Source organism: Inquilinus sp. NPDC058860, from assembly GCF_042743185.1.
GTDB lineage: Bacteria > Pseudomonadota > Alphaproteobacteria > DSM-16000 > Inquilinaceae > Inquilinus.
On record NZ_JBHYMS010000057.1, the window covers coordinates 31,302 to 47,549 of the forward strand.

A 16,248-nucleotide genomic window follows, 5' to 3' on the forward strand; every position below is an offset into this window, starting at 1 on the left:
CTCTAGCCACCCACCGGCCCCACATAGCCGAGATAATCGGCGATCTCCGGCAGCGGCGGGCGGGTCAGCAGCTCGGTGGCCGGGCCGGTGGCGGCAATGCGGCCGTCCTCGATGAAGGCGGCCTGCGCGTCGATGCCGGGCAGGGCGTCGAGCTGGTGGCTGACCATCAGCACGGTCAGGCCGCGCTCCTGCCGCAGCCGGTCGACCAGCCCGACCATCTCGCGCCGCTGCGCCGGGCCCAGCGCGGCGAAGGGTTCGTCCAGCAGCAGGATCGGGCGGTCGCGCACCAGGCTGCGGGCCAGGGCGACGCGCTGCCGCTCGCCGCCGGACAGCTCGGCCGGCCGGCGCGCCTCCAGCCCCGACAGGTCGACATGGGCCAGCGCCTCCTGCACCCGTGCCGCCTCGGCCGGGCTCAGCCGGCCGGGGTGCAGCCCCAGCGCCACGTTCTTCGCCGCGGTGAGATGCGGGAACAGGTTGTGGTCCTGGAACAGGGTGGTGACCGGCCGCGCCGCCGGCGGCAGGCCGAGCACGTCGCGGCCGAGCAGGCACAAACGTCCGGACACGGGCGCCTCGAAGCCGGCGATCAGGTTGAGCAGCGTGCTCTTGCCGGCGCCGCTGGGCCCGAACAGCACGACGAAGGCGCCGGCCTCGACCGCCAGGTCGAAGCGCATCTCCATCGCCTCGTAGCGATAGGTCAGGCTCTCGATCTCAATCGCGCGTGTGGCCACCGAAGATCCTTTCGATCAGGCCGAACAGGGCCAGCCCCATCAGCACCAGCAGCAGCACGACGGTCGACGCCTCCTGCAGCCGGTAGGCGCCGAGCAGTTGCGCCACCAGCACCGGCAGGGTCTGGTTGCCGTCGCCGCCGAACAAAGCGGCGGCGCCGAGGTCGCCGAAGGCCAGGCCCGCCGCGATCGCCAGGGCGAAGCCGGCCGGCCGGCGCAGCAGCGGCCATTCCACCAGCCGCAGCCGGGCCCAGCCGGACAGGCCGAGGCTGTCGGCCAGCCTTCCGTGGCGATGCTGCGCCAGCTCGGCGGCGCCGACCAGCAGGCGCAGCACGAAGGGCAGGGCCATCAGCGCGTTGACCATGGCGACGATCGGCAGCGCCCAGCGCCGCAGGTCGGCGGTGCCGAGCAGCATGACGAACAGGCCGGCGCCGAGCGCCAGCGGCGGCACCACCAGCACCACCGTGCCGCTCAGCTCGAACAGCCGCGCCAGCCGTCGCCGCCTGCGGCCGATGCGCAGCACGGCGATGCTGTGCGCCAGCGCCCAGCCCAGCACCAGGGCGAGCGTGGCGGCGCCGAGGGCGACGGCCAGGCTGCGCCCGGCGGCGTGCCACAAAGCGGGGCTGGACAGGATCGGCTTGCCGATGCCGCCCAGGCCTTCGACCAGGATCGCGACCAGCGGCAGCAGCACGAAGCCGGCGGCGAGGACCAGCACGACGGTGTCGATCGCGCGGGCCGCCGCCGTCTGCCCGTCATCCCGCAGCACCGGCCGGCCGACGCCGCCCTCATCGGCGACCCGGCCGGTCAGCCGCATCGCCGCCAGCACCAGGAGGGCGCAGAGGGCGATCTGCAGCAGCGACAGGGCGACGGCGCGGCCGGGGTCGAAGTCGAAGCGCAGCGCCTGGTAGATCGCGATCTCGATGGTGGCCGAGGCCGGGCCGCCGCCGAGCGTCAGCACCACGGCGAAGCTGGTGAAGCACAGCAGGAAGACCAGGGCGGTCAGGCCGGGCAGCTGGCGCCGCAGCATCGGCCATTCGACCAGCCGGAACAGGTCGGCGCCGCGCAGCCCCAGCATCGACGCCAGGCGCCAGCTTTCGGCCGGGATCGTGCCCCAGGCCGAGAGCAGCACGCGCACGGCGAAGGGCATGTTGAAGAACACATGGGCCAGCAGGATGCCGGTGAGCCCGTAGATGTTGGGCCGGATGGTCAGTCCCAGCGCCGCGAACAGGTCGGCGAGCAGGCCGGACCGGCCGAACACGGTCAGAATCCCGAAGGCGCCGGCCACCGCCGGCACGATCATCGGCAGCCCGAACAGGCGCAGCAGCAGGGTGCGGCCGGGGAAGCGGCGGCGCGACAGGGCGCGGGCGACCGGGATGGCGATGGCGACGCTGATCAGCGCCGACAGCCCGGCCTGCAGCGCGGTGAAGCGCAGCACCGACCAGAGATAGGGATCGGCCCAGACCGACAGCAGGTCGAGCTCCGACGCGGCGCGGATCAGGCCGGTCGCGGCCGTTGCGATCAGCGCCAGGATGGCGAGGAGCGCGAGGAGGCCGGGGAGGGATGGCACTCCGCCCGTAGGTTGGGTTCGCCGTGGCGAACCCAACAGGCCGGTCCCGCCGTCGGGTGTTGGGTTCGCGTGCCGCGAACCCAACCTACGGTCGCTCAACGACTCGTCGCCTGCAGCCATTCGGCGATCCAGGCAGCGCGGTTGGCGGCGACCTCTTCCGGCGGGTACAACAGCGCCTTGGCCGGGGCCGGCAGCGCCTTGTAGGCGTCGGGCAGCCCGGCCTTCGGCGTCACCGCCGGGTACATCCACTGCGTCGTCGGCAGCAGGTCCTGGAAGGCGGGGCTCAGCATGAAGGCGAGGAACTTGTCGGCCAGCTCGGGATGCTTGGAGGAAGCCAGCTTGGCCGCGACCTCGACCTGCAGGTAGTTGCCCTCGCTGAACACCGCGGCGCCGACATTGCTGTCGTTCTCGGCGATCACGTGATAGGGCGGCGAGGTCAGGTAGCTGAAGGTCATCGGCACCTCGCCCTTGCGGAACAGGCCGTAGCTCTCGCTCCAGCCCGGGGTGACGGTGAGGATCCGCGGCTTCAGCCTGGCCCAGGCCTCCGGCGCCTTGTCGCCGTACACCTGCTTGACCCAGAGCAGCAGGCCGAGACCCGGCGTGCTGGTGCGCGGGTCCTGGATGGTCAGCTCCAGGTCGCTGTTCTCGACCAGGTCGTGCAGGCTCTTGGGCGGGTTCGGCACCTTGGTCTTGTCGTAGACGAAGGCGAAGTAGCTCCAGTCGAAGGGCACGAAGACCGGGTCGGTCCAGGCCACCGGCAGCGACAGCCCGTCGAGCTTCATGCCGTGCGGCGCGAACAACCCGGTCGCCGCCGCCTCCGCGGTCAGGTTGGTGTCGAAGCCCAGCACGACATCGGCCTGGGTCGACTTGCCCTCCAGCTTCAGCCGCGACAGCAGGGCGACGCCGTCCTCGACCGAGGTGAACTCGATCGTGCAGCCGCATTCGGCCTCGAAGGCCTTCTTCACTTGCGGCCCCGGGCCCCAGTCGGCGGTGAAGGATTCGTAGGTGTAGACCTTCAGCACCGGGGTCTCGGCCGCGGCCGGGCCGGCAAGGGCGGAGGTCAAGGCCGTCAGCAGGACGGCGGCAAACAGGCGCATCTCGTTCCTCCGCGGGGTCGAAGCGGGGCGGAGAAGAGGGACGTGCCGATGCCTGAGGCGTCGTCTCGCGCTCCCTCCGCCGGCATGACCCGGATCAGGTTCGTCGGGTTGACGCTGACGCGCCTCTCAGCCCCCGTTCGGGCACCCCGGCAAGACGCGCGCATCATCGGGTCGCGCGCAGACCCTGTCAACGCGGGCGCGATCGCTTGGAGAACGACAATTTGGAGGTCTTGCGGCGAGGCATCCGATGGCACATGTCTCCTGCACAGGTTGGAGGAACTCATGGTCGAGCGCGGAATTGTGGCCCTGCTCAAGACGATGAAGCCGCTGAATGAGGATTTCCCGGAGATCGACGATCCCGCGCCGGAGCCTGAGATCGTTCTGGTTGAAGACGACGCTCCTGATGACACCGGACCTGCGGCGCGGTAAAATTACAGAATTAACGATAACTGGAGGTAAATATGGCCGGACCGCTCGCGATTGGTGAGGACGCGCCCGATTTCGAAGTCGAGACCACCGAGGGGCGGATCCGCTTCCACGACTGGCTCGGCTCGTCCTGGGGCGTGCTGTTCTCGCATCCCAAGGACTTCACCCCGGTTTGCACCACCGAGCTCGGCGCCGTGGCCAAGCTGAAGCCGGAATTCGACCGCCGCGACGTCAAGGTGATCGGCCTCAGCGCCGACCCGGTCGACCGGCACGAGAGCTGGGCCCAGGACATCAAGGAGACCCAGGGCGCCGCGCCGAACTTCCCGGTGATCGCCGACTCCGAACTGGTCGTCTCCAAGCTCTACGGCATGCTGCCGGCCGATGCCGGCACCACGTCGGAGGGCCGCACCGCGGTCAACAACCAGACCGTGCGCAACGTCTATGTCGTCGGCCCGGACAAGAAGATCAAGCTGGTGATCTCCTACCCGATGACCACCGGCCGCAACTTCGACGAGGTGCTGCGGGTGATCGATTCGCTGCAGCTGACCGCCAAGCACAAGGTGGCGACGCCGGCCGACTGGAAGAACGGCGAGGATGTCATCATCGTCACCTCGGTCTCGGACGAGGAGGCGAAGCAGAAGTTCCCGGCCGGCTTCAAGACGCTGAAGCCCTATCTCCGCACGGTCGCGCAGCCGCGCGACTGACGTCCGATCCGTGACGCCCGGGCTCAGTCGAGCCCGGGCACTGTCTCGCGCGGCACCAGCCAGCCGGCATCCGGCTGCAGCCGGTAGATGGTGCGGCCGACAATGTGGTCGACCGCAATCGGCCCCATGCTGCGGCTGTCCAACGAATTGTCGCGGTTGTCGCCCAGGACAAAGACCGACCCGGCCGGGACCGTGACCTCGGCTGTGGTGTCGAAGTGGCCCTGCTTATTAAAATCCACGATCTCGTAGGGTAACTCGCCGGGCAGAGCCTCAGCAGCCACTGCGCCGACTGGGTTCGACAAAGAGAGAGTTGTGTACAGCGAGCCCTTCGCTTGCCAGGGGACGACGGTGCCGTTCAGAACCAGGCGGCCGTCCTGCATCGCCACCCGGTCGCCAGGCAACCCGACCACGCGCTTGACGTAGGTGGACGGCGAGTCCGAGGCTTGAAACACGATCATGTCGCCCCGGTGTGGAGTCTGCCCGGCAACACGACTATCCGCCAGAAGAACGTCCCCGGGCCGCAGTGTCGGCAGCATGCTTCCGCTCGGCATAGTGAAGCTGCGCACCGTGATGTTTGCCTCCGCGAACCGCGCGGCGATGTCTGTGCCGTCGGACCAGTCCGACAACGTCGCCGCGGCGGCTGGGTCGACGGACAGGGCCAGCAGGGAGACGCCGGTCAATCGAATCATCTCGCGGCGGCTGCAGCATCTCAATCGGCCTCGCATCATCGCCGTAGTAGGTCCTTCGCCATCATCATGTGCACGCCCTTGCAACCGTTCACGGTCTGGGTGATGCGCAGGTCGCCGGCCAGGCTGCACAGGGTATAGGCGTCATAGCGCGACAGCCCGGCGGTCTCGCCCAGCAGCACGATCATGTCGCGCAGCGCCATCTCGGCGCAGCGGTCGAGGTCCGGGTCCATCCCCATGGTGATGTGGTGGGTCGGGGTCTCGGCCCGTGGATAGGCGAAGGTGAGGTCGTCGCGGACGATCAGCTGGAAGGTGCCCTGCAGCGCCGTCTCGATCGCGGTGATGCAGACCTCGCCGTCGCCCTGGGCGCCGTGGCCGTCGCCGCAGGAGAACAGGGCGCCGTCGTTGAAGATGGGCAGGTAGAGGATGGTGCCGGCCACCAGCTCCTTATTGTCGATGTTGCCGGCATGGGCGCGCGGCTGGATCGAGCTGATCCGGCCCCAGCCCTTCGGCGGCGCCACGCCCATGACGCCGAAGAAGGGCCTGAGCGGCAGGTCCAGCCCCCAGGGCAGCCGGGCGGTGCCGGCGGCGGCGTCGAGCGGGATGTTGAGAAGGCGCGACTCCTCGAAATCGTAGGGCAGGGTGCCGGCCAGCGGCCGGATCACGTTGTAGCCCCAGTCCTGGCGCAGCGAGACGTCGAGGATCCGCACCTCCAGCACCTGGCCGGGCCGGGCGCCGCGGACCGCGACCGGGCCGGTCAGGATATGGCCGGGCGTCGACCGGTCGCAGCGCTCATGGATCTCGTGGATCTCGGGCGGGATGTGGAAATCGCCCTTCGGCAGCACCTCGGGTCCGCCATTCACGGTGTCGATCACGACCGTGTCGCCGCTGTCGACCGTCAGCACCGGCTCGCGCGCGGCGTCGAAATGGCCCCAGGCGCAGGTTGCGGCCGAGGCGGGCACATGGTGTCGCGGCATGATTCCCTCCGGTGGAGCCGACACGCTCCGCCGTTTCGAGGCTCCGTTCAAGCCCCAGGTCAGCCCTTCACCGCACCGGCGGTCAGGCCCTGCACCAGGTAGCGCTGGATCACGGCGAAGAAGATGCAGACCGGGATCAGCGCCAGCACCGAGGCCGCGGTCATCTGGCCCCAGTCGACGCCGAATTTGGCGACGAAGGTCAGCAGGCCGACGGCGAAGGTCTTCTGGCTGTCGGAGTTGATCAGCATCAGCGCGAACAAGAGCTCGCTCCAGGCCGCGGTGAAGACGAAGCCCAGCGTCGCGCCCATGCCCGGCAGGGTCAGCGGCAGGATCACCCGGCGCAGCGCCTGGAACCGGCTGCAGCCGTCGATCATCGCCGCCTCTTCCAGGTCCTTCGGGATGGCGTCGAAGAAGGACTGCATCAGGAAGGTGGCGAAGGCGACATTGAAGGCGCTGTAGATGACGATCAGCCCCATCAGGTTGTTGGTCAGGCCCAGCGGCGCCATCAGCCGGTAGACCGGCGGGATGATCATCACCAGCGGGAAGGTCTGGGTCAGCAGCAGCACGAACATCACCGCCGGCTTGGCCTTGAAGCGGAAGCGCGAGAAGGCGTAGCCGGAGGCCGAGGCGCAGAGCGTCACCACCGCCGCGGTGGCGATCGAGACGATGACGCTGTTCAGGAAATAGCGCGGGAAGTTGCTGGCGGTCAGCACCGAGCCGAAATTCGCCAGCGTCCATTCCGACGGCCAGTAGGTGATGCCCTCGGAGAACAGGAGCTGGGTCGGGGTGACCGAGATCTTGATCAGCCAGTACAGCGGGAACAGCGCGAACAGCAGATAGGAGCCGATGCCGAGATAGAAGCCGGTGCCGCCGGCGAGGCGGCCGAGGGGCGAGCGTCCGACGATGTTCATGTCATTGCCCCGCGAGCAGGCTCTTGCGCATCCGGATCAGGATCGCGGCATAGAGCAGGAGGAGGAGCAGCAGCACCGTCGCCACGGCCGAGGCGTAGCCGAAGTTCAGCCGCGAGAAGGCCTGGGCGAAGATGTAGGTCGACAGGATGCTGGTGGCGTTGGCCGGGCCGCCATTGGTCATCACCCAGATCAGGTCGGCGAAGGTGGCGATCCAGATCGTGCGCAGCAGCACGGTGATGGCGATGGTCGGCGCCAGGAACGGAATGGTGATCTTGGTGAAGCGCTGCCAGGCCGAGGCGCCGTCGATCGCCGCCGCCTCGTAGTAGTCGCCCGGGATCGCCTGCAGCGCCGCCAGGAGGGTGATGGCGAAGAACGGGATGCCGAACCAGATGTTGGCCAGGATCGGGCCCCACATCGCCAAGTCCGGGTCGGACAGGATGTTCAGCGGCTCGGGCAGCAGGCCGAGACCGGCCATCCAGTAGGGCAGGGGCCCGACCACCGGGTTGAACAGCCAGGCGAAGACAAGGCCGGACAGGAAGGTCGGCACCGCCCAGGGCAGGAACACCAGCGCCTGGACCAGGCGCTTGCCCGCGAAATCCCGGTTCAGCAGCAGGGCGAGGCCGAGCCCGCCGAAGAACTGGAACACCAGGCTGCCGACGGTCCACCAGACGGTGTTCTTCAGCGCCCGCCAGAAGTTGGCGTCGCCGAGCAGCGTCTCGAAGTTCTTCAGCCCGGCCCAGGTGCTTTTCCCGAACGGCCCGAAGTTCTGGAAGGCATAGGACAGCCCGACGATCAGCGGCACCAGCATGCTGAGCGTCAGGAGGATGATGGCCGGGCTGAGATAGAGCCAGGGCTCCAGCGCATTGCCCAGCGCGCGGCGGAAGGATCCCGGGCGGGGGCCCGGGATCGCGTGGATCGCAGTCACTTCTTGCCGGCCAGGAACTTCTGCTGCGCGGCGGTGAGGTAGTCCGACCACTCCTTGGCGACGTCGGCGGTCTGCTTCTGGCCCAGCAGGGCCTCCTGGAAGCTCTGCACCGACATCACGTCGAAGAAGTAGCCGAACTCCTCGAGATGGGCCGGCCAGGGGATCGGCTGCCACCGCGGGTCGTTCAGCTCCTGGAACCAGCCGGCATAGCGCTCGCCGGCGAAATGCTCGTCCTGCTCGGCGCCCTTGTGGATCGGCAGCACGCCGACGAACTTGGCCCATTCCTTGTTCTGGGCGCTGTCGAGCAGGAAGGACATCAGCTTCCAGCTCTCCTCCTTGTGCTCGCTGTTGGCGAACATCGACCAGCCGGCATAGCCGATCGAAGGATAGGCATGGCCGCCGGGCCCGAGCGGCATCGGCGCCACCGCGAAATCCTCCGGCTTCATGTGGTCCAGGATGCCGATCATGGCGTCCGGATCATTGTCCAGCATCGCGCAGGTGCCGGAATAGAAGCCGGTGACGGTCTCGTTGAAGCCCCAGTTCAGGCTGTCCTTCGGCGCGCCGCCGGCCTTGTACAGGTCGACCAGGAACTGCATGCCCTTGGCCGCGTCGGCGTCGCCGAGGGTCGAGGTGCCGTCGTCGTTGAAGAACTTGCCCTTGCCGTCCATTGTCAGCATGAAGAAGGCGGTGCCGCCGGTGCCACCCTTGCCGCCGCGCAGGCAGTAGCCGGCCTTGCCGCCGCCCAGCGCCGCGATCTTCTTCGACACGTCCATGAACTCGTCGAGCGTCTTCGGCGGGGCCGCCACGCCGGCCTCCTGGAACAGCTTCTTGTTCCAGTACAGGCCGCGCAGATAGAAGCCGTAGGGCACCATGTAGGGGGTGTCGTTCACGGTCTTCGCGAACTGCACCGTGCGGTCGCTCAGGGTCGAGGCCTCGTCCCACTTGCCGATATAGGGGGACAGGTCCTCGAGCTGGCCGTTGTTGGCGTAGAGCGACATCCAGCGCTCCGGCATCTCGGCGATGTCCGGGGTCTCGCCGGCCTGCACCATGGTCAGGAACTTCTCGAACGCCTCGCCCCAGGGCAGCGAGACGATCTCGACATGGACGCCGGGGTTGGCCGCCTCGAACTTGCCGATCTGGCCCTTCAGGAACTCGGTGCGCTGCGGGCTGGTGATGACCTCGACCAGCTTGAGATTGGTGTCGGCCAGCGCCGGTCCGGTGAAGGCGATCGCGGCCAGACCGGCCAGGAGCAACAGTCGTTTCATTTTTGCCTCCCTGTTTGCAGAACGAAGATCAATTCACGGAAGTATCGAGGGCGCGGGCGAGATCGGCCCACAGGTCCTCGGTGTCCTCGAGCCCGACGGCGAGCCGGACGATGCGCTGCGTGACCCCGAAATCGGCCATGGAGTTCGGTCCCTGGGCCTGGCGCAGCGAGGCGCGGGCCGGGACCACCAGGCTCTCATGCCCGCCCCAGCTGACGCCGAGCTTGAACAGCCGCAGCGTATCGACCAACCGCGGCACGTCGACCTGCTCCTCGACCTCGAAGGAGAACAGGCCGCTGTGGCCGCTCAGCGTGGCGCCGCCGGGGTGGTTGGAGAAGGCCGGGTGCAGCACCCTTGTGACCAGCGGATGGTCCGCCAGGCGGCGGGCGATGGCCAGGCCGCTCTCCTGGTGCTGGCGCATCCTGAGCGGCAGGGTGCGCATGCCGCGGATCAGCAACCAGGCCTCGAAGGGCGACAGCTTGCCGCCGAGATAGGGATAGGCCAGGTCATTGACCCGGGCGATGCGCTCGGCCGACCCGGCGATCACGCCGGCCACCGTGTCGCTGTGGCCCGACAGGTATTTCGAGGCCGAGTGGACGACCAGGTCGACGCCGTGCCTGATCGGCTGCTGGAACAGCGGCGTGGCCCAGGAATTGTCGATGATGGTGGCCGCGCCATGCGCCTTGGCCAGGACCGCCAGCCGCCCGATCTCCTGCAGCTCGAACATCATCGAGGTCGGGTTCTCGAGATACAGCAGCCTGGCCCCGGGCAGCGCCGCCTCGACCGCCGCCAGATCGCCGGCATCGACATAATCGACGGTGATGCCCAGCCGCGGCAGCAGTTTCTCGAACAGGCGGTAGGCGTCGCCATAGACGTGGCGGGTGCACAGGATACGGTCGCCGGTGCCGGCGATGCTCAGCACGGCGCAGCTGATCGCCGCCATGCCGCTGGCGGTGCCGCGGGCCGCCTCGGCCCCCTCCAGCACCGCCACCTTGCGCTCGAACTCCTGCACCGTCGGGTTGTCGCCGCGGGAATAGATCGGGCGCTTCACCTGGCCGGAGAACGCCGCCTCCATCTCCGCATAGCTGGCGAAGGTGAACAGCGAGGTCTGGTAGATCGGCGGCACCACCGCGCCGGCGGGGAAGGCGTCGTCATGCGCCAGCGTGGTGGCGGCCGCATAGGCGTCGGGCACTGGGAAATCGTCGGTCATCGGGTCCGTCTGCGGTCGGCGTCTCGGATGTCCTCATCGACCATGTCGATGATGGTCAGCGCGGCGTCGCGGGCGCCGTCCGGGTCGCGCCGGACGATCGCGTCGTACATCACGCGGTGATAGGGGAAGGTGCGGCCGGCGAAATCCGGCATGTCCAGCGGGTTCTCCCAGAAGCGGTGGAAGGCGTCCCGCATGGTCGCCAGGATCTGCCCGAAGATCGGGTTCTCGGTGGCGCGGAAGATCGACTGGTGGAACTCCCAGTCCTGCTCGGGCGCGTCGCCGTACTTCGTGTGATGCGCTTCCATGATGTCGAGGCGGCGGCCGATCTCGGCGATCTGCTCTTCCGTCGCCCGGCGGGCGCAGATCGCCGCCGCCTCGCCCTCCAGCGCCCGGCGCACCTCCAGCGTGTGCAAGAGCGTGGCGACGTCCGAGGTGCGGTCGATGGTCAGCGGCCTGTGGATGCTGGCGGTCGACACCGGCACCTTCAGGTAGGTGCCGCTGCCCTTGCGCATCTCGATGATGCCCAGGCCTTCCCAGCGCTTCAGCGCCTCGCGCACGGTGGAGCGGCTGACCTGCAGCTGCTCCGCCAGCTCGCGCTCGGGCGGCAGCCTTTCGCCGGGCTTGATGCCGGTGCGCTCGACATGCTCCGCGATCGCCGCCAAGGCCGCCTCGTCACGCGTCGGCGTGCGGATCGGCGACAGGGAGGGGCGGAGGCGGGCGGACATCGAGGGCGGCACGTGTCTATGCAGTGAACGGGCAAAATTGGTCTGACATCCTGACCACTTTGGTCGAATGCATCGAATGCCGTCAATATCGGTTTGTCGCTGCCGCGCGGGCGGCTACAAATCGCAACATCGTTGCGGGGTGATCCGGGATGCGCGTGCGGTCATGGGGCTGGATCGGGGTCGTCTGGGTCCTGCTGTCCTGCAACGGCGCCGGCGCCGCGCAGGACGAGACGGTGGAGCAGGCGGTATGCCGGCTGATCGAGCAGTCCGCCGCGGCCGAGAACCTGCCGCTGGAGTTCTTCACGCGGCTGATCTGGAAGGAAAGCCGGTTCCGGCCGCGCGCGGTCAGCCCGAAGGGCGCGCGGGGCGTGGCCCAGTTCATGCCCGGCACCGCCAAGCTGCGCGACCTGGAGGATCCGTTCGACCCGGAGACGGCGCTGCCGGCCTCCGCCGCCTTCCTGGCCGAGCTGCGCGACCAGTTCGGCAATCTCGGCCTCGCCGCCGCCGGCTACAATGCCGGGCCGAACCGGGTCGAGAGCTGGGTCGGCGGCCGCGGCTTCCTGCCGCTGGAGACCGAGGACTACGTGCTGTTCGTCACCAAGCGCCCGGCCGACGACTGGGTGCCGAAGGCGGATGGCAGCGTCCCCGGCTTCGACGGCAGCCCGAAGCCCTGCCTGGAGCTCCTGGCGTCGCTGAAGACCGAGGCGGACCGGGACGAGCTGGTCTCGCCGACCGCGCCCTGGCACGTGCAGATCGCCGGCAACTTCTCCAAGGGCCGGGCGCTGGCCTCGTACAACCGCGTCCGCCGGCGCTTCCCGCAGCTGATGGCGGAGATCCAGCCGATGATCGTCGGCACCCGCATGCTCAGCATGGGCACGCGCCGCTTCTACCGGGTCAGCGTGCCGGCTCAGAGCCGGGCCGAGGGCAACCAGTTCTGCACCCGCCTGCGCCGGGCCGGCGGCGCCTGCATCGTGCTGCGGAACTGATCGGTGCTTGACGAACGCCGCTTCGCACCGATTCTCAATCGGATGCCGTCGAGGGAGGATGAGATGCGTTTTCCAAGATGCCTGATCGTGATCGGCCTGGCCGCATCGGTCGCGTCGTGCCAGTTCGACAGCGCGCCGAACACGATCGGCGGGGCCGCCGCCGGCGGCCTGGCCGGGGCCGGCATCGGCGCCCTGGTCAGCGGCGGCAACCGCGGCGCGGGCGCCCTGATCGGGGCCGGCGTCGGCGCGCTCGCCGGCGGCGCCATCGGCAACTACATGGACCGGCAGCAGGCCGATCTGCGGCGCAACCTGGCCGGCACCGGCATCGATGTCACCCGCCGCGGCGACAACCTGATCGTGGACATCCCGGGCGACGTCACCTTCGCCACCGATTCCGCGACCATCAAGCCGGCGTTCTACGGCCCGCTCGACAGCGTCGCGGCGACGCTGAACCAGTACACCAACACCTATATCGACGTGGTCGGCCACACCGACAACACCGGCTCGGCCCAGTACAACCAAGGGCTGTCGGAGGCGCGGGCGCGCTCGGTCGCCGACTACATCTCCTCGCGCGGGGTCTACCCGCCGCGGATCAACATCGGCGGCGTCGGCGAGGCCCAGCCGATCGCCACCAACGCCACGGCCGCGGGGCGGCAGGAGAACCGGCGGGTGGCGCTGACGATCCGGCCCAACGGCCAGTGACCTGGGAGCAGTAATCCGGAGAGGGTTTCTTCGACCAAAGGCGGAGGCGGTACGCGACGGGTTCCCAACCCGAAGGACGGCGCGCTAGGCTGTTTGCCGGACATAAGATCCGCAACGGGAGGAACGGCCATGCAGTTGAGTCGCGACGACCTTTTGCGTGCCTATCGACAGATGCGCCTGATCCGGGAATTCGAGGATCGGGTCCATCTCGAATTCGCCACCGGCGACATTCCGGGTTTCGTCCATCTCTATGCCGGTGAGGAGGCCAGCGCCGTCGGCGTCTGCCTGCACCTGACCGACCGCGATTCGATCGCCAGCACCCATCGCGGCCACGGCCACTGCATCGCCAAGGACTGCGATCCGGCGGCGATGATGAAGGAGATCTACGGTCGCCGCGACGGGCTGTGCGGCGGCAAGGGCGGGTCGATGCACATCGCCGACCTGTCCAAGGGCATGATGGGCGCCAACGGCATCGTCGGCGGCGGCCCGCCGCTGATCTGCGGCGCCGCGCTGGCGGCCAAGACGCTGGGCACCGGCGGCGTCGCCGTGTCCTTCACCGGCGATGGCGGCTCGAACCAAGGCACCACCTGCGAGGCGCTGAACCTGGCCACGGTCTGGAAGCTGCCGGCGATCTTCGTGTTCGAGAACAACGGCTATGCCGAGGCGACCTCGAGCAAGTATTCGGTCAGCTGCAAGGACATCGTCGAGCGCGCCCAGGCCTTCGGCATGCCGGGCGTGATGGTCGACGGCCACGACTTCTTCGCGGTGTGGGAGGCGGCGCGGGAGGCGATCGACCGCGCCCGGTCCGGCGGCGGCCCGACCCTGATCGAGGTCAAGCTGAACCGCTATTACGGCCATTTCGAAGGCGACGCCCAGACCTATCGCGCCCCCGGGGAGGTCGATGCGATCAGGGCCCAGCGCGACAGCCTGGACCTGTTCCGCAACCGGGTCACCGAGGCCGGGCTGCTGGAGGTCGCGCAGATGGAGGCCATCGACGCCGAGATCAGGCAGGCGATCGACCGCGCCGTGGTCGACGCCAAGGCTGCTTCGGTGCCGGGGCCGGCCGACCTTCTGACCGACGTCTACGTCTCGTATTGAGGGAGGCAGGGCATGAGCAGAAAGAGCTTCCGCCAGGCGGTCAACGAGGCGCTGGCGCAGGAGATGCGGCGCGACCCGCGCGTGATCCTGATGGGCGAGGATATCTCCGGCGGCTCCGGCTCGCCCGGTGAGCAGGACGCCTGGGGCGGTCCGCTGGGCGTCACCAAGGGCCTGTACAAGGAGTTCGGGCCTTCCCGTGTGCTGGACACGCCGATCACCGAGAGCGCCTTCATCGGCGCCGCGGCCGGCGCCGCGGCCAGCGGCCTCAGGCCCGTCGCCGAGCTGATGTTCGTCGACTTCATGGGGGTCTGCTTCGACCAGATCTTCAACCAGGCCGCCAAGTTCCGCTACATGTTCGGCGGCAAGGCGGTGACGCCGCTGACCATCCGCACCATGTACGGCGCCGGCTTCCGCGCCGCGGCCCAGCACAGCCAATGCCTGTACCCGGTGTTCACCCACATCCCCGGGCTGAAATGCGTCATCCCGTCCTCGCCCTATGAGGCGAAGGGCCTGCTGATCCAGGCGATCCGCGACGACGACCCGGTGATCTTCTTCGAGCACAAGGTGCTGTACGACATGGAGGAGGAGGTGCCGGACGAGCCCTACACCATCCCCTTCGGCGAAGCGAACCTGGTGCGCGAGGGCGAGGACGTCACCATCGTCGCCATCGGCCGCATGGTGCAGATGGCCAAGGCGGCGGCCGAGGCGCTGGCCAGGGAAGGCGTCGACTGCACCATCATCGACCCGCGCACGACCTCGCCGCTCGACATGGACACGATCCTGGAGAGCGTCGAGGAGACCGGCCGGCTGGTGGTGGTGGACGAGGCCAGCCCGCGCTGCAACGTCGCCACCGACATCTCGGCCCAGGTGGCGGACCAGGCCTTCGGCGCGCTGAAGGCGCCGATCAAGATGGTGTCGCCGCCGCATGTGCCGGTGCCGTTCTCGGCAGCGCTGGAGGATCTGTACATCCCGAACGCCGACAAGGTGGCGGCGGCGGTGCGCACGGTGATGGGCGCGCCGGACCGGCGGGAGGCCGCCGAATGACCGGGACCATCCATCCGATCACCATGCCGAAATGGGGCCTGGCGATGACCGAGGGCCTGCTCGCCGCCTGGACGGCGGAGGAGGGGGCGCGGATCGAGCCGGGCACCGAGATCGTCGACATCGAGACCAGCAAGATCACCAACGCGCTGGAATCGCCGGTCGCCGGCACGCTGCGCCGGCGGGTGGCCGAGGAAGGCCAGACCCTGCCGGTCGGCGCGCTGCTCGGCGTCGTGGTCGAGGGCGAAGTGGATGACGGCGAGCTCGACCGCTTCATCGAGGCCTTCCAGGCCGAGGCGGCGGCCGCGGCCGAGAGCGCCGCCCCGCCGCCCGAGCCCAAGGTGGTGCAGGCCGGCGGCCGGCCGATCCGCGCCCTGGTGACGGGCGAGGGCGACGGCACGCCGGTGGTGCTGATCCACGGCTTCGGCGGCGACCTCAACAACTGGCTGTTCACCCAGCCGGCGCTGACCGGCCGCCCGGTCCATGCCATCGACCTGCCGGGCCATGGCGGCTCCGGCAAGGAGGTCGGAGCCGGTGACCTCGCAGCACTCTCCGCCGCGGTGCTGGCCTATCTGGATGCCGCCGGGATCGCCAGGGCGCATCTGGCCGGCCATTCCATGGGCGGCGCGGTGGCGCTGTCCCTGGCGCTCGACGCGCCGGACCGGGTGGCCTCGGCGACCCTGATTGCCCCGGCCGGCCTGGGGGTGGAGATCAACGGCGGCTATATCGACGGCTTCATCGGCGCGCAGAAGCGCAAGGATTTGAAGCCGCATCTCGAGGCGCTGTTCGCCGACCCGGAGCTTGTGACCCGCGACCTGGTCGAGGACGTGCTGAAGTACAAGCGCCTGGACGGGGTCGAGGCGGCGCTGAAGACGATCGCCGGCGCCGTCTTCCCCGGCGGTCGCCAGGCGGTGTCGCTGCGCGACCGGATCGGCAGTGCGAAGGCGCCGGTCCAGGTGATCTGGGGCACCGCCGACGCCATCCTGCCGGCCGCCCATGCCGACGGGCTGCCGGCGTCGATCCCGGTGCACCGCTTCGACGGCAAGGGCCATATGGTCCATATGGAAGCCGCGGCCGAGGTGAACCGGCTGATCGAGGCATTCGTCGGAAACGGCTAGGGCCAATCGACATTCAGCCTTCCCAGAGCTGAATGGTGCTGAATCAATACGTTCCGGATTTGCTGATTCGGAGCGAAGGGATGGGGGT

At 68.9% G+C, this 16,248-nt stretch carries 17 protein-coding genes and 1 riboswitch; of the genes, 7 read left to right on the forward strand and 10 right to left on the reverse strand.

Annotation, left to right across the window (positions count from 1 at the left end):
• Positions 1–2: 2 nt before the first annotated feature.
• The 3 genes from thiQ to thiB all read right to left on the reverse strand — a co-directional run bounded on the left by thiQ (position 3) and on the right by thiB (position 3,389).
• Entirely contained in the window at positions 3–728 is a 726-nt protein-coding gene (gene thiQ / locus ACFW16_RS29060; protein WP_380311726.1) for a thiamine ABC transporter ATP-binding protein, read from the reverse strand.
• The gene (thiP, locus tag ACFW16_RS29065) at positions 709–2,292 is read right to left on the reverse strand and encodes a thiamine/thiamine pyrophosphate ABC transporter permease (RefSeq protein WP_380311728.1); all 1,584 of its coding nucleotides are present in this window, start codon (positions 2,290–2,292) and stop codon (positions 709–711) included. The genes thiQ and thiP overlap by 20 nt, the downstream gene beginning before the upstream one ends.
• 95 nt (positions 2,293–2,387) lie before the next feature.
• The gene (gene thiB / locus ACFW16_RS29070; RefSeq protein ID WP_380311729.1) at positions 2,388–3,389 is read right to left on the reverse strand and encodes a thiamine ABC transporter substrate binding subunit; all 1,002 of its coding nucleotides are present in this window, start codon (positions 3,387–3,389) and stop codon (positions 2,388–2,390) included.
• 54 nt (positions 3,390–3,443) lie between these two features.
• A riboswitch (TPP riboswitch) is annotated at positions 3,444–3,548 on the reverse strand.
• 123 nt (positions 3,549–3,671) lie between these two features.
• Here thiB and ACFW16_RS29075 point away from each other — a divergent pair.
• Together ACFW16_RS29075 and ACFW16_RS29080 are read left to right on the forward strand one after the other, a co-directional pair.
• Positions 3,672–3,818: a hypothetical protein gene (locus ACFW16_RS29075; protein WP_380311731.1), complete on the forward strand. Its 147-nt coding sequence runs from the start codon at positions 3,672–3,674 to the stop codon at positions 3,816–3,818.
• A gap of 32 nt (positions 3,819–3,850) precedes the next feature.
• The gene (locus ACFW16_RS29080; protein ID WP_380311733.1) at positions 3,851–4,519 is read left to right on the forward strand and encodes a peroxiredoxin; all 669 of its coding nucleotides are present in this window, start codon (positions 3,851–3,853) and stop codon (positions 4,517–4,519) included.
• A 23-nt stretch (positions 4,520–4,542) separates the two neighbouring features.
• Here ACFW16_RS29080 and lepB read toward each other — a convergent pair whose 3' ends face one another.
• The 7 genes from lepB to ACFW16_RS29115 are packed head-to-tail and all read right to left on the reverse strand — an operon-like array spanning position 4,543 to position 11,215.
• The gene (gene lepB, locus ACFW16_RS29085) at positions 4,543–5,199 is read right to left on the reverse strand and encodes a signal peptidase I (RefSeq protein WP_380311735.1); all 657 of its coding nucleotides are present in this window, start codon (positions 5,197–5,199) and stop codon (positions 4,543–4,545) included.
• Positions 5,200–5,243: 44 nt separating this feature from the next.
• Positions 5,244–6,182, reverse strand: coding sequence for an acetamidase/formamidase family protein (locus ACFW16_RS29090; protein WP_380311737.1), 939 nt, complete (start codon positions 6,180–6,182; stop codon positions 5,244–5,246).
• Positions 6,183–6,241: 59 nt separating this feature from the next.
• A complete protein-coding gene (locus tag ACFW16_RS29095; RefSeq protein WP_380311740.1) occupies positions 6,242–7,093 on the reverse strand; it encodes a carbohydrate ABC transporter permease in 852 nt (283 codons plus the stop codon).
• A gap of 1 nt (position 7,094) precedes the next feature.
• A complete protein-coding gene (locus ACFW16_RS29100) occupies positions 7,095–8,018 on the reverse strand; it encodes a carbohydrate ABC transporter permease (RefSeq protein WP_380311742.1) in 924 nt (307 codons plus the stop codon).
• Positions 8,015–9,283, reverse strand: a complete 1,269-nt coding sequence (locus ACFW16_RS29105; RefSeq protein WP_380311744.1) for an ABC transporter substrate-binding protein — start codon at positions 9,281–9,283, stop codon at positions 8,015–8,017. The genes ACFW16_RS29100 and ACFW16_RS29105 overlap by 4 nt, the downstream gene beginning before the upstream one ends.
• Before the next feature lie 28 nt (positions 9,284–9,311).
• Positions 9,312–10,490, reverse strand: a complete 1,179-nt coding sequence (locus tag ACFW16_RS29110; protein WP_380311745.1) for a PLP-dependent transferase — start codon at positions 10,488–10,490, stop codon at positions 9,312–9,314.
• Positions 10,487–11,215 (reverse strand): FadR/GntR family transcriptional regulator, encoded by a 729-nt coding sequence (locus ACFW16_RS29115; protein WP_380311747.1) that lies wholly within the window; start codon positions 11,213–11,215, stop codon positions 10,487–10,489. The genes ACFW16_RS29110 and ACFW16_RS29115 overlap by 4 nt, the downstream gene beginning before the upstream one ends.
• 149 nt (positions 11,216–11,364) lie before the next feature.
• Here ACFW16_RS29115 and ACFW16_RS29120 point away from each other — a divergent pair, with 149 nt between their 5' ends.
• The 5 genes from ACFW16_RS29120 (at position 11,365) to ACFW16_RS29140 (ending at position 16,160) form a co-directional block, all read left to right on the forward strand.
• Complete coding sequence (locus ACFW16_RS29120) at positions 11,365–12,201, forward strand: lytic transglycosylase domain-containing protein (RefSeq protein WP_380311750.1); 837 nt, start codon at positions 11,365–11,367, stop codon at positions 12,199–12,201.
• 63 nt (positions 12,202–12,264) lie between these two features.
• A complete protein-coding gene (locus ACFW16_RS29125) occupies positions 12,265–12,903 on the forward strand; it encodes an OmpA family protein (protein WP_380311752.1) in 639 nt (212 codons plus the stop codon).
• Positions 12,904–13,032: 129 nt separating this feature from the next.
• Complete coding sequence (locus ACFW16_RS29130) at positions 13,033–14,001, forward strand: thiamine pyrophosphate-dependent dehydrogenase E1 component subunit alpha (RefSeq protein ID WP_380311754.1); 969 nt, start codon at positions 13,033–13,035, stop codon at positions 13,999–14,001.
• Between the two features lie 12 nt (positions 14,002–14,013).
• Positions 14,014–15,045 (forward strand): alpha-ketoacid dehydrogenase subunit beta, encoded by a 1,032-nt coding sequence (locus tag ACFW16_RS29135; protein WP_380311755.1) that lies wholly within the window; start codon positions 14,014–14,016, stop codon positions 15,043–15,045.
• A complete protein-coding gene (locus ACFW16_RS29140; protein ID WP_380311757.1) occupies positions 15,042–16,160 on the forward strand; it encodes an acetoin dehydrogenase dihydrolipoyllysine-residue acetyltransferase subunit in 1,119 nt (372 codons plus the stop codon). The genes ACFW16_RS29135 and ACFW16_RS29140 overlap by 4 nt, the downstream gene beginning before the upstream one ends.
• Positions 16,161–16,248 lie beyond the last annotated feature (88 nt).

Bases quoted from the DNA above. Each gene is read 5' to 3' on its own strand.
- thiB (WP_380311729.1), bottom strand. From the start codon at position 3,389: ATGCGCCTGTTTGCCGCCGTCCTGCTGACGGCCTTGACCTCCGCCCTT.
- ACFW16_RS29075 (WP_380311731.1), top strand. From the start codon at position 3,672: ATGGTCGAGCGCGGAATTGTGGCCCTGCTCAAGACGATGAAGCCGCTG.
- ACFW16_RS29080 (WP_380311733.1), top strand. From the start codon at position 3,851: ATGGCCGGACCGCTCGCGATTGGTGAGGACGCGCCCGATTTCGAAGTC.
- ACFW16_RS29090 (WP_380311737.1), bottom strand. From the start codon at position 6,182: ATGCCGCGACACCATGTGCCCGCCTCGGCCGCAACCTGCGCCTGGGGC.
- ACFW16_RS29095 (WP_380311740.1), bottom strand. From the start codon at position 7,093: ATGAACATCGTCGGACGCTCGCCCCTCGGCCGCCTCGCCGGCGGCACC.
- ACFW16_RS29105 (WP_380311744.1), bottom strand. From the start codon at position 9,283: ATGAAACGACTGTTGCTCCTGGCCGGTCTGGCCGCGATCGCCTTCACC.
- ACFW16_RS29110 (WP_380311745.1), bottom strand. From the start codon at position 10,490: ATGACCGACGATTTCCCAGTGCCCGACGCCTATGCGGCCGCCACCACG.
- ACFW16_RS29115 (WP_380311747.1), bottom strand. From the start codon at position 11,215: ATGTCCGCCCGCCTCCGCCCCTCCCTGTCGCCGATCCGCACGCCGACG.
- ACFW16_RS29120 (WP_380311750.1), top strand. From the start codon at position 11,365: ATGCGCGTGCGGTCATGGGGCTGGATCGGGGTCGTCTGGGTCCTGCTG.
- ACFW16_RS29125 (WP_380311752.1), top strand. From the start codon at position 12,265: ATGCGTTTTCCAAGATGCCTGATCGTGATCGGCCTGGCCGCATCGGTC.
- ACFW16_RS29130 (WP_380311754.1), top strand. From the start codon at position 13,033: ATGCAGTTGAGTCGCGACGACCTTTTGCGTGCCTATCGACAGATGCGC.
- ACFW16_RS29135 (WP_380311755.1), top strand. From the start codon at position 14,014: ATGAGCAGAAAGAGCTTCCGCCAGGCGGTCAACGAGGCGCTGGCGCAG.
- ACFW16_RS29140 (WP_380311757.1), top strand. From the start codon at position 15,042: ATGACCGGGACCATCCATCCGATCACCATGCCGAAATGGGGCCTGGCG.